The 18,564-nt window shown below is 42.8% G+C and carries 18 protein-coding genes; all 18 read right to left on the bottom strand.

The genetic code is table 11. From position 1 onward, the window contains the following. Nucleotides 1-123 precede the first annotated feature (123 nt). The 18 genes from DXA07_RS13070 to DXA07_RS08595 all read right to left on the bottom strand — a co-directional run bounded on the left by DXA07_RS13070 (nt 124) and on the right by DXA07_RS08595 (nt 18,357). Nucleotides 124-270 (bottom strand): hypothetical protein, encoded by a 147-nt coding sequence (locus DXA07_RS13070; protein WP_008401909.1) that lies wholly within the window; start codon nt 268-270, stop codon nt 124-126. Nucleotides 271-306: 36 nt separating this feature from the next. After that, nucleotides 307-726, bottom strand: a complete 420-nt coding sequence (locus DXA07_RS08675) for a hypothetical protein (RefSeq protein WP_147340888.1) — start codon at nt 724-726, stop codon at nt 307-309. A 145-nt stretch (nt 727-871) separates the two neighbouring features. Next, on the bottom strand, nt 872-1,633 hold the full coding sequence (locus tag DXA07_RS08670) for a YoaK family protein (protein WP_181986485.1): 762 nt from the start codon (nt 1,631-1,633) through the stop codon (nt 872-874). Nucleotides 1,634-1,824: 191 nt separating this feature from the next. Continuing rightward, nucleotides 1,825-3,429, bottom strand: a complete 1,605-nt coding sequence (pckA, locus tag DXA07_RS08665) for a phosphoenolpyruvate carboxykinase (ATP) (RefSeq protein WP_008401912.1) — start codon at nt 3,427-3,429, stop codon at nt 1,825-1,827. 185 nt (nt 3,430-3,614) lie between these two features. Next, complete coding sequence (feoB, locus tag DXA07_RS08660; protein WP_118484276.1) at nt 3,615-5,963, bottom strand: ferrous iron transport protein B; 2,349 nt, start codon at nt 5,961-5,963, stop codon at nt 3,615-3,617. Nucleotides 5,964-5,983: 20 nt separating this feature from the next. Then, complete coding sequence (locus DXA07_RS08655) at nt 5,984-6,799, bottom strand: HAD family hydrolase (protein ID WP_117807303.1); 816 nt, start codon at nt 6,797-6,799, stop codon at nt 5,984-5,986. Between the two features lie 84 nt (nt 6,800-6,883). Continuing rightward, the gene (locus DXA07_RS08650; RefSeq protein ID WP_117822000.1) at nt 6,884-8,077 is read right to left on the bottom strand and encodes a nucleotidyltransferase family protein; all 1,194 of its coding nucleotides are present in this window, start codon (nt 8,075-8,077) and stop codon (nt 6,884-6,886) included. A 13-nt stretch (nt 8,078-8,090) separates the two neighbouring features. Continuing rightward, nucleotides 8,091-9,815, bottom strand: a complete 1,725-nt coding sequence (locus DXA07_RS08645; RefSeq protein WP_117822001.1) for an ABC transporter ATP-binding protein — start codon at nt 9,813-9,815, stop codon at nt 8,091-8,093. Then, on the bottom strand, nt 9,812-10,282 hold the full coding sequence (locus tag DXA07_RS08640; RefSeq protein WP_117822002.1) for a hypothetical protein: 471 nt from the start codon (nt 10,280-10,282) through the stop codon (nt 9,812-9,814). Before DXA07_RS08640 ends, DXA07_RS08645 begins: the two co-directional genes overlap by 4 nt. A 27-nt stretch (nt 10,283-10,309) precedes the next feature. Then, nucleotides 10,310-10,570 carry a PqqD family protein gene (locus tag DXA07_RS08635; protein ID WP_117807299.1) on the bottom strand — a complete coding sequence of 87 codons (261 nt, stop codon included), beginning with the start codon at nt 10,568-10,570 and terminating at the stop codon, nt 10,310-10,312. A 50-nt stretch (nt 10,571-10,620) separates the two neighbouring features. Then, nucleotides 10,621-11,424, bottom strand: coding sequence for a hypothetical protein (locus tag DXA07_RS08630; protein WP_243013752.1), 804 nt, complete (start codon nt 11,422-11,424; stop codon nt 10,621-10,623). A 135-nt stretch (nt 11,425-11,559) separates the two neighbouring features. Further along, nucleotides 11,560-12,174 carry a hypothetical protein gene (locus tag DXA07_RS08625; RefSeq protein WP_021944104.1) on the bottom strand — a complete coding sequence of 205 codons (615 nt, stop codon included), beginning with the start codon at nt 12,172-12,174 and terminating at the stop codon, nt 11,560-11,562. A 193-nt stretch (nt 12,175-12,367) separates the two neighbouring features. Continuing rightward, nucleotides 12,368-13,087 carry a CpsD/CapB family tyrosine-protein kinase gene (locus DXA07_RS08620; RefSeq protein ID WP_021944103.1) on the bottom strand — a complete coding sequence of 240 codons (720 nt, stop codon included), beginning with the start codon at nt 13,085-13,087 and terminating at the stop codon, nt 12,368-12,370. Next, the gene (locus DXA07_RS08615) at nt 13,084-13,908 is read right to left on the bottom strand and encodes a Wzz/FepE/Etk N-terminal domain-containing protein (protein ID WP_118484274.1); all 825 of its coding nucleotides are present in this window, start codon (nt 13,906-13,908) and stop codon (nt 13,084-13,086) included. Before DXA07_RS08615 ends, DXA07_RS08620 begins: the two co-directional genes overlap by 4 nt. 23 nt (nt 13,909-13,931) lie before the next feature. Next, complete coding sequence (locus tag DXA07_RS08610; protein ID WP_118484272.1) at nt 13,932-14,945, bottom strand: LCP family protein; 1,014 nt, start codon at nt 14,943-14,945, stop codon at nt 13,932-13,934. 153 nt (nt 14,946-15,098) lie between these two features. Further along, the gene (locus DXA07_RS08605) at nt 15,099-15,815 is read right to left on the bottom strand and encodes a CpsB/CapC family capsule biosynthesis tyrosine phosphatase (protein ID WP_118484270.1); all 717 of its coding nucleotides are present in this window, start codon (nt 15,813-15,815) and stop codon (nt 15,099-15,101) included. Between the two features lie 275 nt (nt 15,816-16,090). Then, nucleotides 16,091-17,341: an ABC transporter permease gene (locus DXA07_RS08600; RefSeq protein WP_118484268.1), complete on the bottom strand. Its 1,251-nt coding sequence runs from the start codon at nt 17,339-17,341 to the stop codon at nt 16,091-16,093. Between the two features lie 5 nt (nt 17,342-17,346). Further along, entirely contained in the window at nt 17,347-18,357 is a 1,011-nt protein-coding gene (locus DXA07_RS08595; protein WP_243013753.1) for an ATP-binding cassette domain-containing protein, read from the bottom strand. Nucleotides 18,358-18,564: the final 207 nt, after the last annotated feature.

Here is an 18,564-nt window from a genome sequence, read left to right as displayed (position 1 = left end):
CCATCATATATCTCCCTTTTCACCTGCATTATATCAGGCAAAACCGGTTAATAAATGACCAATTCCGACAGCTTTTTGTCTCAGCTATTGTTTCTTATAATATCCCATATAATAGTATACTGCTTATGATTCTCTGCTGTTCTTCTCTGCATCTGCAGATATCTTATCGCTATCCGATTCTTTTTTAATAAATGTCTCATTAATGAAAAAGAATCCTCCGAGACCGATTGCAACAACGCCAAAAACAATAGCAAATATATCCATACCCATTTTATTATTCTCCTTTTCTTCTTACATATTCGGTTTTCAAATGTAAGAAGTCAGGAGTTTCTTTCCGTCCTTTTTATGTATATACTCAAGCCTTCGATACCATTGAGATGCATGCACCAGTGTGCCGATCTTCACCCACCATTTTCTGGTATCACAAACGAACCCTGATAAGGTAAACAGAAACGGTAAAACCAGGATCCACAGATCAACTGTTTTCTCTGATTGAAACGATTTCAAGTTCTGCGTTTCAAACACTGTACGAAGAACGCTTCCTGTCGGAAGTATCCCTATTTCATTAATTGATGTCGTCCGGACTTCACGAAGCACCGATTTATTCTGTTCAAGCCCCCGCTCCATTCTGGAGCTTTCTATATCACCTATGCCCAAAACGGTGGCAGCTAATATCAATATGATACAATATATCACACATATTTGTTTCTTCTGTTGTTGAAGCATAGCTGCCACCTCACTTTCTGTAGATTTCTTTCTGCATATCCTATACTTACTGCATGCCGCATAATCAGCACACTTGAGAACGAATAATTTCGCGTTCATTATCTCATAAATATAACAAAATGAATATTCTTTATTTTACTCTTATCTATTTCTTAATTTCTTCGCGGAGCTGTGTTCCAAGTTTCTGAATATCTTCTTCCAGGTCATCCTCCAGCTCATGCACATCTTTTTCAAGACGATCCTTAAACATCAGAAGGAAACTGATAAGAAGCAATCCGCTGGATACCCAGATAGCATGGAAGCCCAGATGTACCGACAGAATGCCTCCGATTCCGGCTCCGACCGCAAAGAACAGGATCACACCGAAATAATACAGTGACATTTCTAACTGCTCCGGTTTCTTTTCTCTTAAATATACAGATAAGGCTGCTGTTCCACTCCTGAGATTTCCGATACACATCGTACTCGCATAAGAATGTCCGTTGACTTTCCGGAATGTCTGAACCTGCATTGCACAGGAGAAAGATACCAATACCGTTGCCAGCATGTTCCATCCTTCTGTTAAAAATCCAACAAAGAACAAAATAAAGATCTCCATCAACAAAATGGATTGCCTCCAATGAAGCTTCTTTGCGTATTTGAACCGTCCCTGTACCTGTTCTGCAAAGAACACCCCAAATGCAAATGCAAACAACGGATACAGATATCGAAGTCCTGCCTGCCATTCACCCATCATAAAATGCTGACTCATCAGCACTACATTTCCTGTCTGTGCATTTGAAAACACTTCATCTCTTGTAAAATATGTATAGGCATCCTGAAATCCACCGGATAACGCCAGAAACACACTGGTAATAAACGCTTCCGACATCTGCCGTTTCGCCTGTCTGTTCTGCCCAACTTTCATCTCGATCAACTCTCCGTTCTTCTTCAAATACTATCAGACACAATATAGTTAGCAAGAACGATATGCCATGCTACAAAGAAAAACCGGATGTGAAACCCACACCCGGTTCTTCTTTGTCCGAAGTATATCCTGACGTTATAGTGTCTCAGGTGTATCTCACGAACATATATTGTATTCTGATCATTCAGATATTATTTCTGAGGACCTGCTGCAACTAATGCCTTACCAGCTTCGTTGCTCTCGTACTTAGCAAAGTTCTTGATGAATCTGTCAGCAAGATCTAATGCCTTTGTCTCCCATGCAGAAGCATCTGCATATGTGTCACGAGGATCAAGAATTGCCGGATCAACACCCGGAAGCTCTGTAGGTACTTCAAAGTTGAAGTAAGGGATCTTCTTTGTAGGAGCTGAAAGGATAGCACCGCTAAGGATAGCATCGATGATACCTCTTGTATCCTTGATTGAGATACGCTTGCCTGTTCCGTTCCATCCTGTATTTACAAGATAAGCCTTAGCTCCGCTCTTCTCCATCTTCTTAACAAGCTCTTCAGCATACTTTGTAGGATGTAACTCAAGGAATGCCTGTCCGAAACATGCTGAGAATGTAGGTGTCGGCTCTGTGATTCCACGCTCTGTACCGGCAAGCTTAGCTGTGAAGCCTGACAGGAAGTAGTACTGTGTCTGCTCTGGTGTCAGAATAGATACCGGAGGAAGTACTCCGAATGCATCTGCTGAAAGGAAGATAACATTCTTTGCTGCAGGAGCTGATGAGATAGGACGAACGATGTTCTTAATATGATCAATTGGATAAGATACACGAGTATTCTCTGTAACGCTCTTATCTGTGAAGTCGATCTTACCATTTGCATCTACTGTTACGTTCTCAAGAAGAGCATCTCTTCTGATCGCATTATAGATATCCGGCTCTGAATCCTTATCAAGGTCGATAACCTTTGCGTAGCAGCCACCTTCGAAGTTGAATACGCCGTTGTCATCCCAGCCGTGCTCATCATCACCGATCAGGAGACGCTTAGGATCTGTTGAAAGTGTTGTCTTACCTGTTCCTGAAAGACCGAAGAAGATAGCTGTGTTCTCACCGTTCATATCTGTGTTTGCTGAACAGTGCATAGCTGCCATTCCCTTAAGTGGAAGGTAGTAGTTCATCATTGAGAACATACCCTTCTTCATCTCTCCGCCGTACCATGTATTGATGATAACCTGCTCATGGCTTGTGATGTTGAATGCTACACATGTCTCTGAGTTAAGACCAAGTTCTTTATAGTTTTCTACTTTAGCCTTTGATGCGTTGTAAACAACGAAATCCGGCTCGAAGTTCTCAAGTTCTTCAGCAGTTGGCTTGATGAACATATTTGTTACGAAATGTGCCTGCCAAGCTACTTCTACGATAAAACGGATAGCCATACGAGTATCAGCGTTTGCTCCACAGAAAGCATCAACTACAAATAATTTCTTATTTGAAAGTTCCTTCTTGGCAATATCCTTAACGGATGCCCATGTCTCTTCTGTCATTGGATGATTATCGTTCTTGTAACCATCTGTTGTCCACCATACAGTGCCCTTTGAATTCTCATCAACAACAATATACTTATCTTTAGGTGAACGTCCTGTATAAATACCTGTCATTACATTAACAGCGCCAAGCTCTGTTTCCTGTCCTTTTTCATATCCTTCAAGAGTAGATTTAGTCTCTTCCTCGAAAAGTGTTTCATACGAAGGGTTGTAAACGATCTCTGTAGTTCCGGTAATGCCATACTTGCTTAAATCAATATTTTTCATTGTACACAAATCCTCTTTTCTTTCTAAGTATTATTCTATGGAGGTTAGTTTGTACTACCAACTTCCACAGTCAATTTGTATTATAGCCATCCCTAATCAAAAAGTAAAGAAAATCTTTACCGGATATGACTTTTTTACATTTTTTTTATAATCATCACGCCTGTATTTTATAATTTATATTTGTTTTAGAAACACAGACAGATTGCATAGACAAGTGCCGCCATGATCCATGCAACAACACACTGTCCGACCACAACTACCAGTGCCCATTTGCTTCCAAGTTCCCGTTTTACGGAAGAAACGGCTGCTACACATGGAGTATACAGCAGACAGAATATCAACAATGACAGAGCGGATGCCGGTGTCAGGATCTTATGGATAACATCCATGCTTCCGGTCAGCACAGACAATGTTGATACTACACTCTCCTTGGCCATAAATCCAGATATCAGTGCCGTCGATATCCGCCAGTCTCCGAAACCAAGCGGTGCAAATACCGGTGCGATCAATCCTGCGACAACTGCAAGGATACTGTTCTGTGAATCTGCCGTCAGGTTAAAGTGCAGATCAAAGCTCTGTAAGAACCAGATCACGATCGTTGCCACAAAGATAACCGTAAATGCCCGCTGTAAGAAATCCTTTGCCTTTTCCCATAATAACTGCAATACATTTTTCAATGCCGGCATTCTGTAGTTTGGAAGCTCCATAACAAACGGAACTGCCTCACCCTTGAATAATGTCTTTCTGATAATAAGCGCCACAAGGATTCCTATCAGTATTCCCACAACATACAACCCGACCATAACAAGTACTTTATACTTTGGGAAAAACGCTGTTGCAAAGAATGCATAGATCGGAAGCTTTGCAGAACAGCTCATAAACGGGGTCAACAGGATCGTCATCTTACGATCACGCTCCGACGGAAGGGTACGGCTCGCCATAATGCCGGGAACCGTACAGCCGAAGCCAACCAGCATCGGCACAATACTTCTTCCGGATAACCCAATCTTTCTGAGTGGTTTGTCCATGACGAAAGCAACACGAGCCATATATCCACTGTCTTCCAATAACGAAAGAAATAAGAACAGCACCACTATAATCGGAAGAAAACTCAGCACACTTCCAACTCCCTTAAAGATACCATCGATCACAAGTGAATGAATCACCGTGTTCACCGACCATGCAGTCAGAAGCTGATCCATCTGCGCTGTCAGATAATCAATCCCTTTCTCCAGCAGATTCTGAAGTACCGCTCCGATCACATTAAAGGTCAGAAAGAAGACTGCTCCCATGATCAATATAAAGGTCGGTATCGCGGTATACTTTCCCGTAAGAACCGCATCGATCCTCCGGCTTCTGATACGTTCCTTACTCTCTGCCGGTTTGACAACCGTTTGTCTGCAGATCCGCTGTATAAAATCGAACCGCATGTCTGCAATTGCTGCTGCACGATCAATTCCACGTTCTTCTTCCATCTGGCTTACAATGTGTTCTATCATCTCCGTCTCATTCTGTTCAAGATGCAGAGATTTTTCCATCTCTGCATCCCCTTCTGCCACCTTCGCCGCAGCAAAACGAACCGGGATTCCCGCATTCTCTGCATGGTCTTCGATCAGATGCATGATTCCATGCAGGCACCGGTGCACCGAACCACCATGATCTTCCGGATCACAGAAATCCTGTCTGCCCGGTCTCTCCTGATATCTGGCGACATGAACTGCATGTTCGATCAATTCATCTACACCCTGATTCTTGATCGCAGAGATTGGAATAACCGGAATTCCAAGCATACTTTCCAGCTGGTTAATACGGATTGATCCTCCGTTCTCACGAACTTCATCCATCATATTCAGTGCCAGCACCATCGGTATATCAAGCTCCATCAGTTGCATCGTCAGATAGAGATTTCTCTCAATATTGGTTGCATCCACGATATTGATTATGCCCTTTGGTTTTTCATCGAATACAAACTGTCTGGTTACAATTTCTTCGCTACTGTACGGCGAGAGAGAATATACACCCGGAAGGTCGGTTACTCTTGTGTCCGGATATCCTTTGATCATTCCCTCTTTCCGATCAACCGTTACTCCGGGGAAATTACCTACATGCTGATTCGAGCCTGTCAACTGGTTAAATAATGTCGTCTTGCCACAGTTCTGGTTACCAACCAGAGCAAAGGTCAGGATCTCATCCTTCGGCAGCGGATGTTCATCTGCTTTCACATGATACTTTCCGCCTTCGCCAAGTCCCGGATGTTCTACTAAAGCTTTATCCTTTTTGTTATCTTTCCTATGTTCGTCTTCATCTGATTTTTTATCTGATACCTCGATCTGCTCAGCATCCGCCAGTCGGAGCGTCAGTTCATAATCATGAATACGGATTTCAAGAGGATCGCCCATTGGTGCATATTTGATCAGTTCAACCTCAATACCGGGTATCACGCCCATGTCAAGGAAATGCTGTCTCAGTGCTCCATCACCGCCAACTGTACAGATGGTTGCGGACTGTCCCTCTTTCAAATCTTTGATCGTCATTTGTATCGCCTCTTAACTCTTTATAATAAATATTTATCAATTGCTTCTGCACATCCATCATGGTCGCAGTCATTGACAACAACCGCAGCAACTGCTTTTACATGTTCATTTGCATTTCCGACCGCAATCGCTAATCCTGCAGTTTCCAATATATTCAGATCGTTATCTGCATCACCAACCGCAATCGTTTCATCGATTTCAATACCCAGGTGCTCACACAGCCGGAACAGCCCGGTTCCTTTGGTAACTCCTGTCGCCGAACATTCCAAAGCGGTCTTCTCCGCATCCGCAAGAACAAGATCCAGTCCGGCAAGTCTCTTTCTGGTTCTCTCTCTGCCTTCTGCTGTCGCATGATACAGGTTCAGCTTCGGGACCTCAAATGGATGTTCCTTATAATATTCATAGATATCATCGACCTGTGTTGTAACCTTCTCATACATTGGCCGATAGACGCCCATCCCAAAGCGTTCCATCTGGGGTATGTCCTTTTTCTGCACTATGGATTCGATTGCAAGCAGATGCACCATTAGATCTTCTTTTTTACTTTCTGCCAGAATCTTCTCTGCCAGTTCAATAGAGATTGCATTCGAATACAGGATCTTCTCCTCTTTCACATCATACAGAATCGCGCCGCTGGAGCAGACAACATAACGCAGTCCCGGTATCCGCTTAAAATATTCCCGAAGCTCTGCCACACATCTTCCGGTCGAAAGGATCACTTCCTTTCCTGCATCAAATGCGCGGTTCACAGCTTCCAGTGTCTGCTCTGATATCCGCTTTTCGGAATTTAATAAGGTTCCATCCATATCAAAAGCAATCAACTTGTATTTACTCATATCCATGTCTGCCTTTCTGTTTTTATATTCAGATCTGTTTCATTCCGATACTGTTATTCTCTTTCATTTATATTTGTTTTGTGTTTATTTTTTTCTTATTGCTTTAATCTCTTCCGTAATCTTTTTTCGGTTCTTTATCAATCCACGCACCCAACGGAAAACAGTATAAAACGGCAACAGAATCTTATGACGGTATACCATCGGTACATTCTCTTTATAAAATCCCATATCCGGGAAAAGTCTCCGCCACATATACCGCCATTTTGTTCCGGTTGTGATTGTGTCTCCATCTGCCTGAAGTTCTTTCAGCGCCCGTTCCACCATGCCGGCGACCGTTCCGTATGTGCCAGAATACATCAGTTCGGCAAGAAGCTCCCGCTCCTGTTCTGTAAGCCGGTTCTTTTGCCCCATATCCTCCGATGCAAATATCTTATGTGCAAGACTCCGCAGCGTCTGCTCAAATTCCGCTGCTCCAAATACAGCTAACTCCTGCCCGATGTATTCATAATCAAAATGATCGACATATGCTTCATTCAGAATATAGCAATCTGTAAGTGTCCGTATTCCGGTTCCTGAACCTTTATGATGCTTATAAGCATGGGCGATCACATAAATATACAGATCATTTTCTTCAAAATGATAACCAAAGGAATTGCTTTCATCTTTTATCAGTCTGTCCTTCACATCCTGATAATATTGATTCCATTCTGCTCCCGGCTTCTCTGAAAACAATACCCGGTGCATCTCGAAATTATAGACCGGTTCTTTCAGATAAGTATCATGTGCTCCAACGCCATAAGCTTCCGTCTGATATCCGTGTTCTTCCATATACGACCGGATCTTCTGACTGTATACAGGATCAAACAAGATATCATTATCTGACATTTCCCTCATTCCGGGCGTCTTATACAGATCCTTTATGATGCTCCCCTTTAATGGCATATACCAGATACCTTCGGCTTCCATATATCTAAATAACTGCTTTCTTGCAGCATCTAACAGCATATTCTTACGCAACGCCTTATCCCTTTTCTCCCGCCATGCCGCAAGAAGCTGCGGATACTCTGCCGCAAATGTCTGGTCCACCTTTAACGCAGGTTCAATGGCGTCATAAACCAGAGCGCCTAACATATGATATTTGCTCCACTTCCAGACAGCCTGCAGATCCATCTGATGCAACCGTTCCGTTGATACCGGTTTCATATGAAGTCCACACGCCACTAACTCCAGAAAATCCCATTCATTTTTTCCAAGTGTCCTGATGTTATACTGAATCATATTATCTCATTCCTCATTCTTCCCTGTCCGTCATCATTGCTATCGTACGGTCACACACCTGCAAAGCTGCCGGCCGGTGGGTAACGATCAGGACAGTCCGATCTGTCATTGCACGGAGATTGGAAAGCAGCCGTTTCTCTGTCTGTTCATCCAGTGCACTTGTCGCTTCATCAAGGATCAGAACCGGGTGTCCGGAATAAACCGCCCTTGCAACTGCCAGACGCTGGATCTGTCCCTCCGATAATCCATGTCCCTGTTCTCCAAGTGGAGTTTCCATCTGTTCCGGAAGCTGATAAACAAATTCTGCGCAGGCAGCTTTGAGTGCCTGTGTCAGTTTCTCCGTGTCGACATGCTCACCAAATGCCACCGCTTCCTTTATTGTTCCACTCATCAGATGATTTCCCTGCGGTACATAAGCAAACAAAGACCGGAAGCCTGCATGCATCTTATGCCTTTCACCGCCAAATATTACGTTACAATCCCCGGAATCCAGTGCATACAGACTCATTAATATTTTAAGCACTGTACTCTTTCCACACCCGGATGGTCCGGTCAGTGCCAGGAATTCTCCTCTTGCAATATGCATATTAAAATGCTCCAGAACCTTTCTTTCACAGTAGTCTGTATCTGTCTGTGCCTGAACACCCAGCAGATCCGTATCTCTCCGATAGGCAAAGGAGCCATTCACAATCTCAAGAGCCATAAACTGTTCCCGGAAATCGGAAGGGAGTATCTCTGATCCCGTTCTGTCCGGTTCAAAGGTTTCTGCCTGCATCAGCCGTTCTGCACTGGCAAGGCAGGCAAAATATTTTGGGAAATACCCAGACAGATTCGCAAACGGTGTCTGGATCTGTGCGACAAGCTGAAGCACTGCTATAAAGGTTCCATAGGAAACCTGTCCTTTCAATATTCCATACCCACAATATATGGCTCCCAGAATATAAGCTCCATTCATTGCTGCACCGAACCCGATATTACAGATATTGGAAAATCTGTTTTTCTTCATCCGGCTGCCCTGATGTGCATTCATATACCGGTCTGCTTCATCTGCCGTTTCCTGTTCTTTTACGAATGTGTGAAGGATCACCAGACCGGATAACCGTTCCGATAAAAAAATCCGTAATCTGCCATCTGCCTCCTGCACTTTTTTATGCAGACGTTTCAACACCCGCCGGAATATCCAGGTCAGAAAGACAAGCAGAAGACCTCCCGGTATCAATACATAAGCAAGTTCCGGCATAATACCGATCAGCAGAACAACCGCGATCAGGATCCGTGTCAGCATCCCGCATACACCGGGAACGATCTGCGCCAGTCCATCCGCCACGATCACAGTATCTGAAGTCAGGCGGTTCATCCATTCTCCGGAATGGATCTGTGTGACTTCGCGGTAACTTCTTCCCATAAGTTCCGAAAACAATCGTTTCTTCCAGATATTTTCATAAGTTGACCGTGTTTTTTCTTCCAGATAACGGTCAACCGCCCGGAACGTGATCTGCAGGATCACAAGCAGTACAAGTCCTGTTCCCGCTGCCACAAAACCGGAACGTTCTCCTTCCACCGCATGATCGATCAGATTCCGGAGCAGTAATGCGAGCAGGCCGCCGGACATACCAAGAAGGACAGATATTATAAGCAGGAAAACGATATAATACCGCTTTCCTGCTATACCCTGCCACATCCATACAAATGTTTTCCTGTTCTGTTCACCCTGCATCATCCTGCTTTGTTTCTTCATCTGCTCTTACCCATTTTCCTGCGCAGCCGAGCAGCTCTTGCCTTTACAAATAAAATACCTGCCCGGATATAAAAAAGATCACACCATATATGCACATACCATCTGTATCGCTTATCCGTAACCGGAATCTCTTTTCCATCCCGTATCACCCCGGTAAGCACTCCGATAATATCCGGATCTGTAATATCATATTCTCTCCTGTAATTGTGATCCCCACAGATCACATAACCATCATTTCTTACAGAAAGTATCCTGTGCAGGATATAATGATCTCCCCTTTTATAAAGCACCGCATCATACTTTTTAAGCCGTCCTTCCGGTCTGGCCTTTATGATCATAATATCACGATGTTCCCGAAGGAGAGGCATCATACTGCGTCCTACATTGGTATATATAATAGTTCCATATTTGTTTAACTGTTCCTCATAAGTAGAACAGCTATCATATCCCTGTTTCTCCGTTTTCATTTTCTCTCTTTTTGCTGTTCCGGCTTCTTAATATTCGATCGCACCAATGGAATCCAGCTTCTTCAATATTCCCTTCACATCCCTGCGGACAACAGCCTCCGGTGCATCATATGCATCTGTCATTGCATGAACGATATCATCCTCTGTCACAGTTTTTTTCAGACATTCTACGATAAAGCCCGCTGTCTCATTGCTTCTGACCAGACCGGAAAAGCTGTCGGTTCCGGCAGCTACCATGATCTGTTCTCCATCTGTTTCATATGTAATAAATTCATCTTTTAATTTCATTTACCGCTCCATTATTTCTGTATATTTTCGTTTTGTTGTTTTATATGTTTTTAATCTGCATAATCTATATCTGTATTCATTCCATTGTAGGAAGTCTCCACTGCCTGCATGGACATATTGCAGCCCAGCCGGTACAGCTTTGTTTTATCCATGATCTGCTCCGCCAGACGGATTGTCGATGATAATACCGCCGGCTGATCTGAACGATAACTCTGCTGTAATATCATCTTCCATGCATCCCGCTTCCTGATCTGTTCGATATGATTGACCGTATCCCGTTCCAGAATACATACTGCCTTTAATGGAACCATGATGTTGTTCTGCAGATGATCCTTGCCCGCCCATGGGGTTCCGCATGCCAGCACGCCTTTGCCGGTTACTTTCAACAATGGCTTATCGTCATTTACCATCACAGCACGATTTCCAAAATATTTGCGCCACAGCTTGGTATGCGTAGATTTTCCGGTTCCACTCTTCGCCGTGAACAGATACGCTTCTCCATCCACCGCTATCACCGAACCATGAAATAACAAAGTATTGTATGCGATCATCTGATCTGCGATCTTCCGGTATAACGCCAGCGTTTCCAGATATGCATCACTGTAGTATCCAAACCACGATCTTCCCGGTCCTTTCCTTCCACCGACCTGTTCCTGCTTCTCCGACCGATCCCGTTCCGCTACGATATCCCTCTGTGTGATCATCACCGAAAATGCCTCCGGTCCCGTTGTCAGGTAGTCCCGACAATATTCTCTTGTACTTCTGTAATTCGCATAGATCTTTATCGTTACATCTGCAAGCCGGATCCAGAATATAAATTTTTCATTCCCAAATCCCATCTTTTCATTCTTCATGTTCCATATACCACCATCATTTAAAATCCTGCCTTAGTTTACCACACAGTAAGGATGACGTGCAATAAGAAAAAAGACACCCTCGTGGCCAGGGTGCCTTCAATGCTATAGCAATTTAATGTATTGTGTTAAATATTATTTAACTTTGATCTTGATTGTCTTTGTTGTTGCTTTGTAGTTCTTTGTTGCAGCAACCTTAACAGTTACTCTGTAAGTACCTTTCTTGATACCCTTAGCCAGAGTGATCTTGCCTTTCTTTACAACAATCTTCTTTGAGCTTCTCTGATAAGTTACTTTAGCCTTATCCTTTACACCAGAAACCTTGAATGTATAAGATTTAGCTTTCTTCTTAAATGTTGAAGCTTTCTTGGTCTTATAACCGTTTTTAACTGTCAGCTTCTTCTGAGTTGCCTTCTTAATTGTGTATGAAGATGACACTTTTCCGGCATACTTGCCCTTACCAGTGATCTTTACTGAGTAAGTACCAGCATTTTTGCCGCTTGTAACTTTAACAGTATAGTCTGTACCGGCCTTTAATGTTACTTTCTTGCCGCTCTTGGTTTTATACTGAACCTTGATCGTCTTAGGAGTCTGTTTCTTACCTGTATAAGTAAGTGTAGAACATGTAATTGTTGTGTTCTTCTTTGTTAACTCCTGTGAAGTAACTGACTCTGTTGCAGCCATTGCTGTACATGGAATCATAAGAGCGATAACCATGATAATAGCAATCAGCTTCTTTAAATTCTTCATATTGAGTTTTCTCCTTCCTAGCACATTTTCGGATAAAAATCGTTCTGATCATTTTGAAAACTGAAGTTCTCTCACCACTTTAACCAGAACATCTATGATAAAACAGCCGTCTGCCACGTATCGGCCGAATCATCCAACCTGAATCCATCTGCCAGATCCTGTTGAACGGATCCGCTATCTATCTGGATCTGTTCTATTTTCCACTTTTCTGGTCTTTTCCATAGCCGTATCCATAGCCATAGGATTTATATTTTCCATAATAACTCTTGTATGCACGTCCGGACACTTCTACCCGGTTCAGGATCACACCCAGCAGTTTACAGCGAACCTGTTCCAACTGCTGCATGGATTGTTTTATCACGTTCCTGGACGTTTCACCACTACGGACAACAAGTACTGCACCATCACATAAGGAAGCAACCTGTGCAGCATCTGCGACACTGCCAAGTGGCGGCGAATCTATGATCACATATCTATACTGCTCTGCCAGTTTATTAAGCAGTTCTGCAAAACGATCATCCTCCAATAATGCAGATGGATTCTCTAACAGATTGCAACATGGCACGATATAACCATTTGGGATATTTGTTTCATATACAACATCCTCATATTCTGCCTGCCCGGACAGATAATAGCCCAGATCCTTGATCTCGCCTTCTGTCTGGATATTATGTCTGCTCTTGATCACTGATTTTCTCAAATCCACATCAAGAAATACAGTCGGAAATCCGGCTTCTGCCATCATCTTCCACAGATTCATGGAAATGGTACTTTTGCCTTCATTTGGCAGACTACTTGTGATCAACAACTTCTTTGTATTTTTCCCACAAAACTTGATATTTATACGAAGCCTGTTCATTGCTTCTTCGACAGCATACGGCATTTCTTTAAAATCAATATTTATCTTTTTCATTTGCTTCGTCTCCCTTTCAATCCAGATTTTGTTTCTCCATATTCAGCGCCGTCCTCATTCTGTTCCAGTGACTCACTGTCTGGAATTGAAGTAAGCGGAACAATTCCAAAGTATTTTTCCATATCGGATGCTGTATGGATCGTATCATCCAGGAGATATCGTATGATCAGGATCAGACAGTAAATAAATGCGCCCGCCAATGCTCCGATCAGTGTATATTTCAGATAACTTGGTCCTGCCTTCTGATCCGGTATTCTTGCAACCTGAGCAATATTCGGTGCATTGGTACTCATTGTATCCGGAAGATATTCTACCGCAATCTCAGCCAGTGTGTTTGCTATGTCTTTTGCCTGCTCCGGATCTGTACTTGTAACTGTTATCTTCAGTACTCTTGTATCCGCCGGATTCTCAAGTGCGATCATCTGTGCAAGCTCTGCCGAATCCATTGACAGATTCAATTTGGAGATTACCTGATCCAATACAGGATAACTGAGCATTAATTCCTCATAATCCTTTGTCAGCGACATACCAATATTCAGATCGGACAGATTTACAACGGAATCCTCCGATGCAGATACGACATACAGTTTTGCGGTCGACTGGTATGTCGGTTTGATCATAAAATATGCATATGCATTTAACAGGACTGCACCAAGCAAAAATGCAAGTATGATAAAATGTAACTTATCCATCAGTGCATATCCCAGATCGACCAGATCTATCTCTTTATCGTCATCATCAACGGTCACCATCGTCACCTTATTGATCTTTTCTTCTTTTCCATTGTCCGACATCGGTACTTTTTTATTTTCTGCGCTCATGTTCTCCTCCATCCAAAGTATCTCTATTCTGTATATTCTTTATAAAACAGCTCTGCGATCGCTGCATTCAGACTTTCCTCATCTGCCTCAAAGGTAGCGAAATCAAGTTCATCCAGCCCTTCTGTTCCGGAAATAGATACCTCGCCCTCATCCTTCTCTTTCACAACAAGAAGTGCCAGCTTGCTGAATTTATTTGCCGATATATTCGTCACCATATAATCTCCCAGTGCATTGTACAGATCCAACGGATAGGTACTGTCTGTCTGACATTTCTCTTTTATATTTTTCTTAAGCCCTTCCATATATACGGACTGACGTTTCATTCTGTTTTCATTTGTTTCATCAGCGACATCCCAACGGTCATGTACATAATGTACCGCCTGCTCATCACTGAGCCGAACCGTATCTCCAATCTTAAGGGATGGATCCACTTTGGAAAAATCATCCTCAATCGTAACTGTTACTCCTCCTGCCATATGATTGATGATAGAAATTGCTCCCATATTTACAGCAGCATATCCGTCAATCTTCTGACCACCAAGCAGCTCTGATACAGCATCCACGGTATTCTCGCAACTGGCTTCCAGTCCATCTCCGCTTGCATGTGCAAGTGCAATCTGTACAACAGAATCGCCCAGATAAGAATTGTCGAGATCCAGGGATTTTACATTTGTCAGTGTATTTCTGTTGATTGCCAGAGTCTTAAATGTCCCTTCACTGATATCTCTGACCATCAGCATAAGCACATCACTCTGCCCGGATTCTCCATAGTCCTCTGCTTTTTTTACTTTATCCAGTGAATCGATACCCATGAACAGATAGGTCTCTATATTCTTCTTCGGAAGATATTTCTTGCCATTTATACGGACAACTCCCTGCTCTGCCTCATATGCCTCCTGCTCCCGGAGCTTCTGCCGGTCAATTGCCCGGAACACAATAACTGCCGCTAAACAAAATATGATAACTGCTGCAATAGTAATTGTCAGTTTTTTATATAATTTCAGTTTTTCCTGTCTGGAATGTATCCTGTGTGCCATCTTTCTTTCTCTGATCAGAACAGATTCCCTATCAGATCAGATCCTCCTGTCGGCCATGTTTTCTCACATATGATAAGTGCTGTCAATATAATAAACAGTATAACACTGATTATGATCGCTACTTTTTTTGACATCTGTCTATCCTCCAACCTTTTATCTCAAACCAAGAAGCTGACATCCATATGCATCTATCTCTGCAAGAATGCCTGCGCCTGCTTTCTTTTCCAGTCTCTGTCGTCCCTCTATCAGATTCGGAGGGCGGTGATGAACGCCATGACAGTCACTTCCCAGAATATGTGCCTGCCTCTTTTGAAACATGCGGATCAACACCCCGCCCTGTTTCCAGTCTGACAAACTTTCTGCATTGATCTGTATGGTAACCGGAAGCTCCATCAGCTTTTTTATGTACGGCTTATTCCCTGAAATCTTCATGAACCGTTCCAGATGTGCGATAATGATCCGGAGCTGTCTCTCATGGATCAGTTTTTTTACCTGTAAAAGATCTGCATCCGTCCACGTCCGGAACGGCATCTCAAGCAGCAGAAGCTCTGTTCCCCGGATCGTCAGCCGGTCAACCTTATCTGCATCTCCGATTCCATCAAAAAAAGCAACTTCCGCTCCCAGCAGAAGCTGTGGGGTATCCGATATATTTTCAGTCCTTACTGCCTCTATCAGACTTTGATATGCATGTTCCCGTTTTTCAAGAAAATGTTCGATCCGATCCTCGTCCGCATAAAAGTGCGGTGTCGCGATCATTCTGTCTACACCGGCATTCCGACTGAGCCGAAGCATCTCTATGGATGTTTCTATATTTCTGCTTCCATCGTCAATTCCCGGAAGAACATGGGAATGGAAATCGATTACTTCCATATTTTACTGTAACCTTTCTTTTTAAGCCATTGAAATTATATTCCAGAAGCGAACAGATATTGCAGCCACTCTTTTGCACTGCGAATTTAGAAATTGCTTTCATTTCTATTTTATTTTACCCTGTCTCCCCTGTATACCCGCACCAAGTGCGTTCAATAATTTCACATGAAATTATGCCACATCCGCCTTTTAATGTAAAGGTATCAGGATTATTTTCTACATTTTTACATCAACACAGCACGCATGTGGCCTTTTTATTGTCTTATTTTTATATCTTATTTTTCTCTTTTTAATTCTTTTAATGCTCTGGATAACCTGATTGGATTGCCATACCGAAGTGTTGAATTACGGAAGATCTTACCTCCCAGAACACCCATACCGATCACCGATATATATAAAATTATTGCTGATATAACAACTTCCCATGTTGCTACATCTCCCATCGCAACTCTTGCAAACATTGCACTGTAAGAACTGATCGGTAGATATGAACAGATCCTGATGACCAGTCCGTCTACATTTGTCAGGTTCATCAGTACGACAAAATACACGATCATTACGATCATCTGTGCCGTACCGGCTGATTTGTTCAGATCCTCAATCTTCGATACCAGTGCCCCAAGTGCTCCATACATGAATGCATAGAACAGGAATCCACCAAGTCCGAATACCGCAAATGCGATCAGAACATCTGATGGGATATTTAATACAGAACCCATAAAGCCGCCCCAGTAGTCTTTATTAAAGTTGTATGAGATCAACAGGGCTGCCATGATCAATCCGACCTGAAAGAACGTAGCAACTGTTCCGGCAAATACCTTTCCAAATAAAATATCTCTGGAGTTCGTTGTTGTTACCAGAATCTCGATCGAGCGGTTGCTCTTTTCATTTGCCACACCGGTTGCGATCGACATTCCATACATAACGATCAGCATGAAGATCACGATAACCAGAATATAACAATACCAGTAATTGCTTGTGCTGTCCTTACCGAGGATAACTTCTTTTGCCTGAATATCTGCATAATCAAGACTCATAAGTTCATCAAAATCCAGATTATGTGCTTCACTATACTGTTTCTTGGCCAGCATGGACAGATAACTGTCAAAGGTACTGGTGTAATCATCAAACATGCCTTTATTATAAACATAATAGGTATATTCTGACGTACTATAAACTACATAACCAAGTTCCGCATCTTCACTTTTAACCAGCGACTCTACTTCTGCTGCATCCTTACATTTCTGCAGCTTAACATCCGGATATACCTGCGCCAGCAAACCTTCATCCATAATACCGGATGCATCATAATATGCATACACGGATTCATTCTCCTGATCCGATTCATCCTCTGCATCTGTCTCTTTATCAGACGAAGGACTTCCACTTGTAAACGATTCCTTAATTCTCGGTGCGAACATGATGCCTACGCAAAGAAGTGCCAGTAAGATCGTTGAAATCAGATAGGATTTACTGCCAAAATAATTACCGAGTTCAAACCTTAATATTGTACCAATCTTTTTCATATATCTTAACCTCTCTTTCCAAACAGACCCTTTTTCTGCTTTGGTTCAAATTCAGAAAAAGAAGTTCCGATATTATTTTTTTCTTTTATATCTTCCGGTGTCTCCTCATCTCCGACTGCCGATACAAATATATCATTCAGGGAAGGCTCATAAACTCCATAGCTCTTAAGCCTGATTCCCAACTCTTTAAAACGGGAAAGCACCTGCCATTCATCCTGTTCCGGCAGAATCTGTGTCACAACATGATGCTTGTTATGGCTGATCACCTGCACCTGATCTGCAAACTTATCACGAAGAATCTGTTCCAGTTCTTCCGACTCCATTCCAACAGCCGCAACTGCTTTATGTCCTTTTCCGTATTCTTCCTTGATCTTGTCAAGGTTGCCTGCCAGCGCCACTTCACCATGATTGATCACTACGATATCTTCACAGAATTCTTCCACATAGCTCATCTGGTGGCTAGAGAAGATAACGATCTTTCCGTCTGCGATCCGTTCATTTATAACATCCTTTAAGATCTGGGAATTCACAGGATCTAAACCGGAAAACGGCTCATCTAAGATCACGATGTCAGGATCTGCTACTAATGTTGCTGCAAGCTGTACCTTCTGCTGATTACCTTTCGATAACGTATCCAGTTTCCGGTTCTCGTACTGGATCACATCCAGACGAGTCAGCCACTTCCGCATATTCTCTTCCGCCTGCTTCTTATTCATCCCACGAAGCTTTGCCAGATATACTAACTGCTCACTGATCAGACGTTTCGGATATAAGCCACGTTCCTCCGGCAGGTATCCGACCTGCCCCGGCTGATAGACAAAGGGGGCTCCATCTAATAAGACCTGGCCTTCATCTGCATGGAAAACATCCATGATGATCCGGATCGTTGTGGTCTTTCCTGCGCCATTTCTTCCCAACAGTCCGAGTGCGCTTCCACCCTCTACCGAGAAATTGATCCCATGCAGGATCTCTGTGCCATCAAAGCTCTTTTTGATGCCCTGTAATTCTAATTTCATATCTCTCTCCTTTTTATGAACCGACATTCATATCCCTGTTATGAATGTACGATCAGTTTCAGGTTGCAATTTCCATCTACTATATCATAATTCAACTCTGAAACAATCTTTAATAAGCTTAATTATCGTTTGTAACGGTTCATATTTTTCTCTATTCCAGTTCTATTCGAAAGTAAGGAAATCCTCAAATTCTATCTCGGATGGCAG

Origin of the sequence: Clostridium sp. AM54-37XD (genome assembly GCF_003478225.1) — a bacterium.
Lineage (GTDB): Bacteria > Bacillota > Clostridia > Lachnospirales > Lachnospiraceae > Coprococcus > Coprococcus ammoniilyticus.
The sequence above is the reverse complement of the archived record's forward strand: the minus strand, read 5'-3'. Positions and strand labels throughout refer to the sequence as shown.